11 protein-coding genes are annotated in these 12,972 nt (G+C 61.2%); 4 read left to right on the top strand and 7 right to left on the bottom strand.

Annotation, left to right across the window (positions count from 1 at the left end; all coding sequences use genetic code 11):
• Positions 1–154: 154 nt before the first annotated feature.
• Positions 155–1,042, top strand: coding sequence for a YicC/YloC family endoribonuclease (locus tag ILFOPFJJ_RS09830; protein ID WP_173511475.1), 888 nt, complete (start codon positions 155–157; stop codon positions 1,040–1,042).
• Positions 1,043–1,045: 3 nt separating this feature from the next.
• Entirely contained in the window at positions 1,046–1,705 is a 660-nt protein-coding gene (gmk, locus tag ILFOPFJJ_RS09825; RefSeq protein ID WP_173510379.1) for a guanylate kinase, read from the top strand.
• A gap of 136 nt (positions 1,706–1,841) precedes the next feature.
• Here the strand turns inward: gmk and rsmA are convergent, their stop codons facing one another.
• The 6 genes from rsmA to lptF all read right to left on the bottom strand — a co-directional run bounded on the left by rsmA (position 1,842) and on the right by lptF (position 9,465).
• Positions 1,842–2,672, bottom strand: coding sequence for a 16S rRNA (adenine(1518)-N(6)/adenine(1519)-N(6))-dimethyltransferase RsmA (rsmA, locus tag ILFOPFJJ_RS09820; RefSeq protein WP_173510378.1), 831 nt, complete (start codon positions 2,670–2,672; stop codon positions 1,842–1,844).
• The gene (pdxA, locus tag ILFOPFJJ_RS09815; RefSeq protein ID WP_173510377.1) at positions 2,672–3,700 is read right to left on the bottom strand and encodes a 4-hydroxythreonine-4-phosphate dehydrogenase PdxA; all 1,029 of its coding nucleotides are present in this window, start codon (positions 3,698–3,700) and stop codon (positions 2,672–2,674) included. Before pdxA ends, rsmA begins: the two co-directional genes overlap by 1 nt.
• Positions 3,701–3,711: 11 nt before the next feature.
• The gene (locus tag ILFOPFJJ_RS09810; protein WP_173510376.1) at positions 3,712–4,647 is read right to left on the bottom strand and encodes a peptidylprolyl isomerase family protein; all 936 of its coding nucleotides are present in this window, start codon (positions 4,645–4,647) and stop codon (positions 3,712–3,714) included.
• A gap of 218 nt (positions 4,648–4,865) precedes the next feature.
• Positions 4,866–7,214 carry an LPS-assembly protein LptD gene (locus ILFOPFJJ_RS09805; protein ID WP_173510375.1) on the bottom strand — a complete coding sequence of 783 codons (2,349 nt, stop codon included), beginning with the start codon at positions 7,212–7,214 and terminating at the stop codon, positions 4,866–4,868.
• Positions 7,214–8,296 (bottom strand): LPS export ABC transporter permease LptG, encoded by a 1,083-nt coding sequence (gene lptG / locus ILFOPFJJ_RS09800; protein ID WP_173510374.1) that lies wholly within the window; start codon positions 8,294–8,296, stop codon positions 7,214–7,216. The genes ILFOPFJJ_RS09805 and lptG overlap by 1 nt, the downstream gene beginning before the upstream one ends.
• On the bottom strand, positions 8,293–9,465 hold the full coding sequence (gene lptF, locus ILFOPFJJ_RS09795; protein ID WP_173510373.1) for an LPS export ABC transporter permease LptF: 1,173 nt from the start codon (positions 9,463–9,465) through the stop codon (positions 8,293–8,295). Before lptF ends, lptG begins: the two co-directional genes overlap by 4 nt.
• A gap of 320 nt (positions 9,466–9,785) precedes the next feature.
• Here lptF and ILFOPFJJ_RS09790 point away from each other — a divergent pair, with 320 nt between their 5' ends.
• Positions 9,786–11,279: a leucyl aminopeptidase gene (locus tag ILFOPFJJ_RS09790; RefSeq protein WP_173510372.1), complete on the top strand. Its 1,494-nt coding sequence runs from the start codon at positions 9,786–9,788 to the stop codon at positions 11,277–11,279.
• 34 nt (positions 11,280–11,313) lie between these two features.
• Entirely contained in the window at positions 11,314–11,763 is a 450-nt protein-coding gene (locus tag ILFOPFJJ_RS09785; RefSeq protein WP_173510371.1) for a DNA polymerase III subunit chi, read from the top strand.
• 177 nt (positions 11,764–11,940) lie between these two features.
• Here the strand turns inward: ILFOPFJJ_RS09785 and ILFOPFJJ_RS09780 are convergent, their stop codons facing one another.
• The gene (locus ILFOPFJJ_RS09780) at positions 11,941–12,867 is read right to left on the bottom strand and encodes a Gfo/Idh/MocA family protein (protein ID WP_173510370.1); all 927 of its coding nucleotides are present in this window, start codon (positions 12,865–12,867) and stop codon (positions 11,941–11,943) included.
• Positions 12,868–12,972: the final 105 nt, after the last annotated feature.

Genomic DNA, 12,972 nt, shown 5'->3' with positions numbered 1-12,972 from the left:
CCCTTGCGGGATCCCGCGCCGCCGACCTATTGCTTCTGCGACTACAGCGCCGCGTTCAGACGCGCAAACGTCGCCGCAGCACTTTTGGATCGCTGCATGTTTCCTCAATCAGCTCTGATTTCGAGGAGAGATGCAGCAGCGAACGGAGGTAATGATGCCGCTCCAATCGATGACTGGCTTTGCGAGGAGAGAGGGCAGCAGCGGCCGGCATCGCTGGGCTTGGGAATTGCGGTCCGTCAACGGCAAGGGGCTCGACATTCGCCTCCGCCTGCCGCAGGGGCTCGAGCGCTTCGAACCCGACTGTCGGCGCCTCGCATCGGAACTTTTTGCCCGCGGCAATCTGCAAATCGGCCTCACTGTCAGCGGCGGCGAGGCCGCCGTGGAGGCCGTCGTCAATCAGGGTGCGTTGTCGGCCGTATTGAAGCTTCGCGAGCAGCTCGGTGATCTCGTCGATCCCGCGCCGCTGAAGTTCGACACGCTGCTCTCCATCCGCGGCATCATCGACTTCCGGGAGCCGGAAGAAAGCGAGAGCGAGCGCGCCGCGCGCGACGCCGATATCCTCGCCGGCCTGGCGCTTGCCCTCGATGACTTGCGGTCCATGCGTGAAGAGGAGGGAAGCGCGCTTGGCCAGATCCTGCTTGCGCAGGTGGATCGCATCGCGCACCTGACGGCCACGATCGAGGGCGACCCGTCCCGCAGTCCTTCGGCGATTGCCGAAAGGCTGGCGCAGCAGGTGGCGCTGATGATGGAGGGCGCATCCTCGCTCGACCGTGACAGGCTGTATGCGGAGGTCGCGTTGCTTGCCACGAAGGCGGACCTCAGGGAGGAAATCGACCGTCTCGGTTCGCATGTCGCCGCTGCCCGCGATCTTCTTGCGAAGGGCGGTCCTGTTGGCCGCAAGCTCGATTTCCTGGCACAGGAATTTAACCGCGAATCGAATACGATCTGTTCGAAGTCGAATGCCGCCGCCGTCTCGGCCGCCGGAATCGAGTTGAAGGTCGTGATCGATCAGTTTCGCGAGCAGGTTCAGAATCTGGAGTAAGACATGAAATCGGCGACCGCTTCGCCCATCAAGATCGCCCGCCGTGGGCTGATGCTCGTGATTTCGTCGCCGTCGGGTGCCGGTAAGTCGACGATCGCCCGCAACCTGCTCGAGGCCGATCCGGAACTCAGCATTTCGGTGAGCGTGACGACGCGCGCGCGGCGGCCGAGTGAAATCGAGGGGCGGCATTATTTCTTCAAGTCGATCCGCGAATTCGAGGCCCTGCGTGCGACGGATTCGTTGCTCGAATGGGCGGAGGTGCACGGCAACTTTTATGGAACGCCGCGCGATGCTGTCGAGGCGGCGATGGCCGAAGGCCGGGACATGCTCTTTGACATCGATTGGCAGGGCGCCCAGCAATTGCAGGAAAAGATGGGAGGCGATGTCGTCTCGATCTTCATCCTGCCGCCATCGATGGCCGAGTTGCAGTCGCGGCTGCACCGGCGCGCCGAAGACAGCGAAGAGGTCATCGCGACCCGGCTGGCCAATTCGCGCGCCGAGATCGAGCATTGGCGCGAGTACGACTACATCGTCGTCAACGACGATCTCGACCGGGCGTTCTCTGCCGTCCGGGCGATTGTGGAGGCCGAACGCCTGCGCCGCGACCGCCGCCCCGGCCTGTTTGACTTCGTCAACCGGCTGCTGACGGAAAACCCCTTTTAATCGAGCGGAGGCATCTCTGACTTGGCTGACAAGATCATTTCAGTGTTCAATTGAAACAGTGAAAATGATGATCCAACTCTTTGAACTCATGCAATTCCGGACGGAAAAACCGCTACACACTTTTCCTGGAATGGCTCTAACCACCGAGACAGTTCGCCAAGCGGCAAAATTCCTCGACCGTTAGCGTTTCGGCGCGCCTTTGGGGATCGATATCCGCCCTTGCCAGCAGCGCCTCGCCACCTAGGCTTTTGAGGCTCTGGCGCAGCATTTTTCGGCGTTGGCCGAAGGCGGCCTGCGTCACTTTTTCGAGGGCGGAGGCAGAGCAGGGGATTGGGTTGGCGATCGGCTCCAGATGGACAACTGACGACGTCACCTTCGGGGGCGGCGTGAAGGCTTGCGGCGAAACATCGAAGGCCATGCGCGCCTTGGTCCGCCAGCCACAGAGGACACCCAGACGACCATAGTGATCGTCGTCGGCACCGGCCACGATCCGCAGGCCAACCTCGCGCTGGAACATCAGCGTCATCGATTGCCAGAAGGGTGGCCAGCGCTCCGGCAGAAGCCAGTTCACCAGGAGCTGCGTGCCGACATTGTAGGGCAGGTTGGCGATGATCCGTACCGGGCCGCTGGCCAGCGTCTCGAACGGGATCTTCAAAGCGTCCGCCTCGATCACATCGAGCCGGCCCGGGTAATGTGCGGCGATTTCGGCCAACGCCGGCAGGCATCGGGCGTCGCGCTCGATCGCCACGACCTTCCTGGCACCCAATGCCAGGATCGCCCGCGTGAGGCCGCCGGGCCCAGGGCCGACTTCGATGACGGTCACATCATCGAGCGGACCGGCCGTGCGCGCGATCTTTTGGGTGAGATTGAGGTCGAGCAGAAAATTCTGACCAAGCGCCTTCCTTGCGTCGAGGCCATGACGCTGGATGACGTCTCTGAGTGGCGGCAGGCCGTCGAGCGCCGCCATCAGCGATGCGTCCCTTCCGCATTGGCAGCGAGCTCCGCAGCCAGGCGCAGTGCCGCCAGCAGGCTATCCTCGCGCGCAATTCCTTTTCCGGCGATGCCGAATGCAGTGCCGTGGTCCGGCGATGTCCTGATAAAGGGCAGGCCGAGCGTGGCGTTGACGCTGTCATCGAAACCAAGCGCCTTGGCGGGTATCAATGCCTGATCATGATACATGCATATGGCGACGTCGTAGGTTTCCCTTGCGCGGTCGTGAAACATGGTATCTGCCGGAAGCGGGCCGACGACATCCAGTCCCTCGGCGCGGAGCCGGTCGATGACGGGGCGGATGAGCGCGTCATCCTCGAGGCCGAGTGCACCGCCTTCGCCCGCGTGCGGGTTGAGACCGGCGACGGCAAGGCGCGGTGCCGCCAAACCGAAGCGGCTTCGGAGATCGGCGGCCGTTACCATGCAGGTCCGGTAGATCAGTTCCGACGTCAGTGCGCCGGGAACATCCTTGAGCGGAATATGTATCGTCACGGGAACCGCCCGCAGCTTCGGCCCGGCCAGCATCATGACCGGCAGGACGGGCGCCCCGGTCGCCTTCTCCGCGAGATGCGCGAGATATTCGGTGTGGCCGGGAAAGCGGAAGCCGGCTTCGTAAAGCACCGCTTTCGCAATGGGATTGGTGGCGACGGCCGACGCATCGCCGGCCATGACGAGCCGCACGGCGGCATCGATGGCGCCGGTGACTGCGGAGGCGTTGGCGGCATTGGGTTCGCCGGCAACGACCGGAGCGGTGCAGCGGATCGGCAATACAGGCAGGGCTCCCCCGAAGACGGAGGATGCATGGAGGCAATCGGTCTCCGTTATCAGCACGGTCTGGCCGAGCGCCTTTGCGCGGTCCGAAAGCACCGAAGGATCGCCAATCAAAAGGAAGGGCGGCGTCGCCCGCGTCTCGCGCCTTGCCCACACGGCCAGGCTGATGTCCGGGCCAATACCGGCCGGGTCGCCCATCGTCAGGGCGATCGGCCTGCCGCTCGTCTTGTTCATGATAGCCCGCGTTACTTGTTGATGATCCGCGCCTTCTCACGCAGTTCTTCGAGGTACTTCGCGCTGTTCGGGTCTTCGCCGCCGGACTTCTTCTTGCCGAGATCCTCGGCGCGGAAGACGATTTCGGCGGCAGTGTCGTCGTTGACCTGGCGCTTCTTGCAGATGGCAAGATATTCGACACCCTTTTCGGTGACGCGTGTGCCGGTCGTCGTGCCGTCGCCAGCCTTTTCGACGAGCGGCTTCCAATCTTCCGGCAATTGCTGGGCAAGCACGCGGCCAAGGCTGCGAATCGAGACGTCGCGATAGTTGGCTGCGAAGGCCTTGGACGTTTCGCAACCGGGGAACTGCGAGCGCGAAGCGTTGGCTTCAGCCTGTCGTTTTGCCGTAATCGCGCCGCGCTTCGATTCCGGAATGACGAAGATGACCTGCTGCAGGAAATACTCCGTCGTTACCGGCTTGTTGCCGCCGCCCTCCATCATGCGCTTCACAAGATCGCCTCCGGACAGGCGGTTGGCATTGCCATAGCGGAAGTTGACGACGCGCGGCCAACTCATCTGGACGGCGATATACTGCTTGAAATGATCGACGCCGACACCGGACTGATCGAGGATCTTGCCGAGTTGCTCGGGCGACAGCTTGTTTCCGGAGGCAAAACGCGCAAAAGCCGCGTCAACGTCCTGCGTGCTGACCGATTGCTGGACGCGCGCGATCTCGGAGCGCTTCAGCACTTCGTCGATAAGCTGCTGCTTCGCTTCCTCTGCGCCCCCACGCTGCCGTTGAAGGCGAATGAAGGCTACGCGTTTCGCGATGTCGCCCGAAGTGATCACGACATTGTTGACGATCACCTTGACCGCGCTCGCGGCCTGTGCCGCTGCACACACAGCGACGCTCAGCGTGCCGGCAAGCACCAGCGCCGACAGCGCCCGCAAGATAGATTTCCCGCCCATAGTCTTTCCTTGTCCGTCCCGCGCCCCAATTGCCTGCGGCCTTCTTTGGACCGCAAGCCTGCGCCTTCCCTACGTCAGTTGGAGGAAATGCATAATACATGCGGCCAAACGATGACAAGACCACATGGTCAAACCTTGAGCGTTGCGCGTCTTCGAGACGCGCAACATCGCTACAGCCGATAGAGCAAAGGACAGGCTACGGCGCTCAGGCCCAGAACTCAGTAGTAGTCCAGTTCCTCGAATGTCGTATCGCCAACGTCGATGTCGCCGAGCGTGCGGAAGCTGATACGAGCGCCGATCGACCAGTCGTTCGCCACTGAACTGTCGGTATCGCGCTCCTGCTGGTAGACGATCGAGAACAACGTATCCTGATCATCGTAGGTAATGCCGAAGCCGTTGCGCGATATCACATCGTTGTTGATGTCATAGGTCAATGCTCCGAACACCGACCAATAATCGTGGAACCTGAAGGCGGCGGCCGTCTGGATTTCATCCTGGTCGGAGGGCGATCCGTAGATCGGCTGCGCTTCGATGCGCGTGTAGGTCAGAGCCGCCTGCCACGTCAGGCCGAGATAGCCGACCGTCGCATCGGCACGGCGCAGATCGAAGTCGCTTTCGTCCAGTCGCCCGGAGAGACTTGCCATCAGACCGGAAGGCGCGTCGATGCCGAACATCGCGACATAGTCGGAACTCTTTGTCTCCAGCCCCGAATCCGCGCCGACCTTGACGAGATCGTCGGTTGCGAAGGAATTGAGCCCGCCGAGGTGGAACGATTGGCCGGCGATTGCGCGCAAACCGTAACCGTTGTCGAAATTTCCGGTGTAGCGGATGCCGAGATTCGCGCGCGTTCCGCCTTCGATACGATCGAAACCGGAAAATTTGTCACGATCGAAAAGGTTGGTCGCATCGAAGACGAAGCTCTGTGCATCTTCGTTGGGGAGGCCACCGGCATGCTGTTCGTCCGGGCGGGCATAGATCTGCCCAATTGGCTCCAGCACGTGGCTGCTGTTCTCACCGGCAAAGAGGATCGGATAGCGCGCCTCGAGACCGGCGGTCAGCATGCGCCGCGTTGCCGCGTCGCTGTCGATGTAGTTACCGGTGTAGTCAGGGCCAGGGTCGTCCATGCTGAGGCCCAGGGCATCGCCGCGTGCAGCGAGCAACGGCGTCAGGACGAGACCGCCCGGAGCAATGAATGTCCGTTTCCATTCGAGTTCCGCTGTCAGGCGGTGCGAGGTGCCCTCGAGGCCGCGGAAGCGCTCGACGCCAAGGACGTTGATGTTGTCCAGCCGGTTGCGCTTGATGTTCGTGAGATTGACGTCTGCATTGAGCTCGCCGCCCAAAACGGATTGCGGCGCGGTGTAGGAGTAATCGAGGACCTGCGCCGCCGGCTGCTGATTCTCCTCAATGCTGTTCGGGTCGGCGTCCTGGATGTCGAAATAAAAGGCGCGCAAGTCGAAGTAGTTGCGCTTGCCGAGACCGGTCAGATAGGCCTGATTGACATAGGTGGTGCCGTCGAAGCTCTCCAGATCGTAGGTCTTGGCAAAGTTGGCGTCGGACTGGACGAGCACGTTCCAGCCAAAGGTCCAGCGCGGATTGATCTCGAATTCACCCTTGGAAGCCACCATGCCGCGGTTGGTTTCCTCGGCATCGACCGTTCCGGGCGTGAACTGATCCTTGTCGAGCTGACTGATGCCGGCCACGTTCAGCGTGTGCAAGCCGTTATGGAACGATTGGCGGAACTCGCCCTCGAGCAAAAAGCCTTGCCGGGTCAATCCTGTCGCGGTGAGGGTCGCATCCATATAGGGCGAAATCGCCCAGTAGTAGGGCACACCCACACCGGCGCCCAGCTTTTGCGCATACCGGAACTTCGGAAACAGAAAACCGCTCTTGCGCTTGACCGTGTGGTCCGGGATTTCCATCACCGGAATATAGGCAATCGGTTTGCCGAAGAGCTCGAAATGGGCGTTCTCAAGCCGAATCGTGTGCGTCCTGCCGTTCTGGATCACACGCTCCGCCTTGATGTGCCACAGGGAACGGTGTTCCGGCTTGATATTGCAGGGCGTGCAGGCGGTATAGACGGCCTTGTTGAGAATGAACTCCTCACCGTTGCGGCGTTCACCGCTTTCCGCCGCCAGCCGCGTCAGATCGGTCGTTTCGATCCGCAGGGCCTGGACGAAACCATTACCGAAATCGTCGGTGACATCCATCTTGTCGGCGTAGACGATGTTACCATCCGGTTCGATCAGCTGGATCTCGCCGGTCGCCATGATCCGCCCCGACTTCTGGTCGTAGACGACTTGACGGGCGACCATCTTGTAGCCGCCGTATTCGATCTGAACGTTGCCGCGTACGGTAACGGTTTCCGCGTCGCGATTGTAGACGAGCTCATTCGCGGACAGCAGCAGCTTTTCGTCAGCCGGAATGTTCGGCTGCAGCGAATCGATTCGTGCCGATGTGTCCTGCGCCAGGGCAGGCGCATTGATTCCCATGGCAAGTGTATGCAACGCCACGCCCGCGAGCAGGGTAGCATTGATCAGCTTCATGCGTTTGCGGTTGCCTACCGCCACTAGCCATCCTCCTGATGAAGTAGAATCGTCGAGCCCAGCGCCATCGCTACAACAACTGGCAACCAGGCTGCAACGAACGGAGGCACGATACCGCTGGTCCCGAATGCTTTGACAAGCACGGTGACGACATAAAGCACGAAGCCTGAGAGGATTCCACCGAGAATTACGGAGCGCGATTGGTTGAACCGGCTAAATTTTAAAGAGACGCATGCAGCGATCAAAGTCATCGCCACGAGCAATAGCGGCAGAGACAGCAGGGAGTGAAATTGCGTTTCCATGCCGTTGGTCGAAAAGCCGAAGGATCGGGCCACCTCGATCTTCCGCGGAAGGTCAAAAAACTGAATGGAATCAGCCTTTGCCAGACGCTCCTGCACGAACTCGGCCTTCAGATTCGTGGACAGCTGTGCCGTTTCCTGACGACGGGGCAGCTGACCGCCGCCGGTTTCCGTAACATTGTTAAGAAGCCAGTAACCATCTTCGAGTTTCGCAGACTTCGCGTCCTGCCTCTTGGTGATCGTACCCTGTGGATCGAAGTGGATGACGGTGACGTTGATCAGCTCCGTTCCGCCCTTCTGAACCGAGCGCGCTCCGATGATCGTATCGGTGTCATTGTAGATCTGACGCAGCCAGGGAATCGAATTCGTTTCCGCGGAACGGGACGAGCCCCACTCGGCTTCGAGCGCCTCAGCCTTCTTCGTGCCCCAGGCGGCAAGCGGGTTGAGTATGGCGACGGCGAGCAAGCCGAAAAGAAACGCGCCGAGGACGAAGGGTCGAAGGAATTGCCAGACGGAAATGCCGGCCGCCCGTGTCACGACCAATTCGTAGCGGCGGTTCAGCGAGATCAATGCGGCCATCGCGGCAAAAAGCGCGATGAACGGAACCGTCTGCTGCATGATCGTCGGGATGCGAAACGTCGTCATCAACAACGCGCCGCTCACCGAATAGTGGGGCAACGCCGACATGCGGCTGGCAAGCTCGCTGAAATCGATGATGAAGATCAGCGCGAAGATACCGACGAGAAACCAGAATGTCGTGATCGTGTAGCGCTTGAAGAAATAACGCCCGAGGGTGTCGAGGATCATGATGCCTGCTCCCCGTCAGCACCCGCCGGCCGCATGAAGCGCAGCCGGACCAGGAGTTCGGACAGCTTTTCCCGCCATGTCGTCGGTATGTCGAGGCGGCGATTGCTGACAAGCTGATGAATCGCGAATGCCCCGGTCGCCAGTGGAATGAAATACATGAGCGGAACGAACCAGAAGGAATCCTCGGCACTGTTTCCCGCATAGAACGTCATCCATCGAATGACAAGCGCTGCTCCGAGTGCACTGATCATCGGATGTACGCGCGCCTCTCGGTGGGAGCGCGCATCACTGCTGACGACCAGCGCGATGAGGCCGAACAGCAGCGGGAAAGTCCACTCGGTGAAGCGGCGATTGAGTTCTGCTGTGAACGTCAACGGCGATCTTTTGTAGGCCGGATCGTTCGGATCGGGGTTGAGCAGGTAGAAAAGGTCGCGATCCTTGGCCCGGATATTCGCCTCGCCAGCCATCCTGGTCATGTCCGTCAAGTCGAAAGCATAGGAGTCGAACTTGATGACGGAGACGCCGCCATCCGGCAGCTTGCGGTGGACCTCTCCGTCTTTCATCACCAGGGCCGAGCTCTCCTCGTCGACGGCGCCCTCGCGAGCGTAATAGACGAGCTCGAAATTCGGATTGCGCGAATCGGCAACGAAGATGCCTTGCAGGACGCCGCCGCTGCGGCGGGCACCGACCTGCACATAAAGCCCGTCGGTGATCTTTCGGAACGAGTTCTCCTGCACGACGGCGGAGAGCAGGTCGGCATGCGCCGTCGCTATCATCCGGCGCACGGCGACGCGAGAATAGGGCTCGACGAAGTTGTCGATGGCAAAGGACAGCACGCTCAATCCGGCGGCAAGATAGATGACGGGCCGGATAATCGACATGCGGGAACTGCCGGCCGCGTTCAGTACGGTCAGTTCCGAATCGGTGTTCATCGCGCTCAGCGTCTGTGTCACACCGATAATAAGCGCGAACGGGAGAATGATCGGAACGACAGACGGGAGAATCAGTGTCGCGAGTTTCAGGAAAGCGAAGATCGACTGACCGCTGTCGGTGACCAGGTTCACGTTCGTGAGCGCTTGTGTCGTCCACACGATTCCCATCAGCGGCAGAAGCGTTGCCAGGAACATGGTCGCGGCGCGTCGGAAGATGTAGCGTTCGATCAGCTTCATGTCCGTATCCGGTCCAAAATCCTGCTCAAGTTTCCGTGCCCCTCCGCCTTCACGACCCCGTTCACTGGCTCGCCTTGCGCCCGGACCGGCTCTCCGCCGGCCGCTCCGCTCGAATCCGATTCTCGAACGCCAAGGCTAATATAAGGCGAAGAACTGCGGTTAACCGCATGTAAACACGTGTGAGCATCTTGCCAAGCGGTTCAAAAGCGAGAAGGGTGCGCGCCACCACTTTGACGGTGGCCGGCGTCGCGAATGTTTGCCACTGTAACCGTCCGGTAACAGAGCGGGCGGGCCCAAATCAGAACTGCCCGGAGTGTTATATGCCGATGAAATTCGAGTTCGCTTTCAGTAAGTCCCATCGCCCGGCTGGCGGCGTCGCCGTCCTTCTTCAGGTCGCCGGTAGCAAGGAGGCGGCTGGTGCGACAGTCGCCGATCCGGAAGGCGTTTTGCCGAAGGCTGCGAAGGTCGGCAAGTTCACGGGCAAGGCGCTTTCGACACTCGATATCGTCGCTCCTCACGGATCGCCGGCCGACCGAATCCTCCTTTTCGGGCTCGGCGACGCGGCGGCACTGACGGATCACGACTGGTTGAAGGCGGGCGGCGCGGTTGCCGCGAAGCTGCGTTCCGCTGAAAAGGTCACGGTCTTTCTCGATGCGCCGGGTGTCGACGTCACGGGCAAGGCTGCCGCGGATTTCGCCCTCGGCATGGAGATGAACGCCTATTCCTTCGACAGCTACAAGACCAAGAAATCCGACGACGACTCGAAGCCCCAGCAAAAGCCGATCAAAGTCACCATCGTTACCGGCATGGTGATCGCCGCGAAGAAGGCGTTCGTTACCGGTCAGGCGATCGGCGAAGGCGTGTTCCTAGCACGCGATCTCGTCAACGAGCCGGCCAACGTACTTGGGCCGGTGGAGTTCGCGGCCAAGGCGAAGGAACTGGAAAAGCTCGGCGTCGACGTCGAAATCCTGACCGAGCGGGAGATGAAGAAACTCGGAATGGGCGCGTTGCTCGGCGTCGCCCAGGGATCTTCCAGGCCGCCGCGTCTCGTCATCATGCAGTGGAAAGGCGGAAAAGCGAAAGAGAAGCCCATCGCCTTCATCGGCAAGGGCGTCGTTTTCGATACCGGCGGCATTTCGATCAAGCCTGCTTCGGGCATGGAGGAGATGAAGGGCGACATGGGGGGCGCCGCCGCGGTTACCGGCCTCATGCATGTGCTCGCCGCGCGGCAGGCAAACGTCAACGCAGTCGGCATCATCGGGCTCGTCGAGAACATGCCGGACGGCAGTGCCCAGAGGCCGGGCGACATCGTGACGTCGATGTCCGGCCAGACGATCGAGGTGATCAATACGGACGCCGAAGGCAGGCTCGTCCTCTGCGATGCGCTCTGGTACTGCAACGATCGCTTCAAGCCGCAGGCGATGATCGATCTGGCGACGCTCACCGGCGCCATCATGGTGGCGCTCAGCAGCCACTATGCCGGGCTGTTCTCGAATGACGACCGCCTTGCCGAACAGCTGCTCGCAGCCGGCTCTACGACGCAGGAGCGCCTCTGGCGGATGCCGCTCGGCAAAGAATACGACAAGATGATAGACAGCAAGTTCGCCGACATGAAGAACACGGGCGGTCGTCATGGCGGCTCGGTGACGGCGGCGCAGTTCCTCAAGCGCTTCGTCAAGGATACGCCGTGGGCGCATCTCGACATCGCCGGAACGGCGATGGGCTCGCCGACCGACGAGATCAACCAGTCCTGGGGATCCGGTTTCGGCGTACGCCTCCTCGACGAACTGGTCCGCGCGAGCTACGAGTCCTGACCGTTAGCGCGGCAGGTGTCCGGGAGAGGGCGGTATGACCGAGATTCTTTTCTATCACCTGACGGAATCGAAGCTTGAGGATGCGCTGCCGCCGTTGCTCGACAAGAGCATCGAGCGCGGGTGGCGGGTGGCCGTACAGACGGTCGATGCCGAGCGGCGCGACGCACTGGATACGCACCTTTGGGTCTATCGGGACGACAGCTTTCTGCCGCATGGCACGGATGCCGGTGACTTTGCGGCGGACCAACCGATCCTGATCGTCGCCGATCACGGCAATCAGAATGCCGCGACCGTGCGCTTCCTTGTGGATGGCGCGGAGCCGCCGCCGGTGAATGGCTACGAGCGCGTGGTCTTCATGTTCGACGGCTACGATCAGCAGCAACTCGAAGCTGCGCGTGCCCAATGGAAACGGCTCAAAGGGGAGGGGCACAACCTCACCTACTGGCAGCAGAACAGAGACGGACGCTGGGAAAAGAAGGCCTGAGCGACCCTCTCGTCAAGCGGAAAGGCTGCCCCTCATCCGGCCTGCCGGCCACCTTCTCCCCGCAAGCGGGGCGAAGGGGACTCGCCGCAAGCTCTCAGTCCCCCTCTCCCCGCGCGCGGCGAGAGGATCAGGGGGAGAGGGTCAGTCAGCAATGGCAGCGAGGAGCAAACGACATTCTCAGTCGTGGAACGCCTCGACGAACTTGCGCCGGCCGAGCATGAAGGCGTCGGCTACATGGCGCAAAGGCGCCAGATCAACATCGGACTTGCCGGTCTTGATGAGCTCGGCGAAGCGCCGATAAAGCATCGGATATTCCTGCTCGGGCTCTTCATGCACCAGCTTTCCATCGACGGCCAGCTTGGCACCGCCTTCTGACAGAACCATCTCGCCGGCGTCGGTTTCGGCGACGATGTCCCAGCTCTGCTTGCCGGTCTGGCGCCAGTCGAATTCCGCCGAAACGTTGAGTTTGTCGGCATCGCTGAAAGCGATTGTCGCAGAGATTGGCGCATCGCGATTCTCTGGAAACTCGAGCGTCGCCGACGTGATGAAGATCGGGCGGGGCAGGATATGAGTGACGATCGAGAGGGCATTGATGCCCGGGTCAAAGACGCCGAGTCCGCCGGCCGCCCAGATCCACTCCTGATTCGGGTGCCAGTGGCGGACATCCTCCTTCCAGATGATCTTGACGTTGCGGATCGTCGTCGATGCGAGAAACGCCTTGGCGGCCTCGACCGCCGGCGCATAGCGCGAATGCCAGCTTGCAAAGAGCGAAACACCCTTGGCCGCCGCCAGCGCTTCGAGATCGGCAACCTCGCTCAAGGTCGCGCCGGGCGGCTTCTCGAGGAAGACGTGCTTGCCGGCCTCGAGCGCCACATGCGCGGCTTCATAACGATATTGCGGCGGCATGCACAGCGAGACCGCGTTAATCGCCGGTACCGCCTCCAGCATCGCCTCGATGGACTTGAAATTATCGATGCCGTCGACAGTTCCGTGGCGGCTCGCCGCCGCAATCAGCCGGTAGTCTGCATTCTTTGAAATAGCCGGCAGGTGCTGGTCGCGCACGATCTTGCCGACGCCGACAATCGCAATTTGAATGGGGGTCATGGTGTTTCGCTCGGATTAGTATGATTTATTCTCGATCCTTGTAGCAGATTGGAGGCAGCGGGCAAGCGCGCCCGGCGCTTCTCACGTCGTCACCCTGGTCACGCA

It is taken from the genome of Sinorhizobium psoraleae (genome assembly GCF_013283645.1).
Taxonomy (GTDB): Bacteria; Pseudomonadota; Alphaproteobacteria; order Rhizobiales; family Rhizobiaceae; genus Sinorhizobium; species Sinorhizobium psoraleae.
The sequence above is the reverse complement of the archived record's forward strand: the minus strand, read 5'-3'. Positions and strand labels throughout refer to the sequence as shown.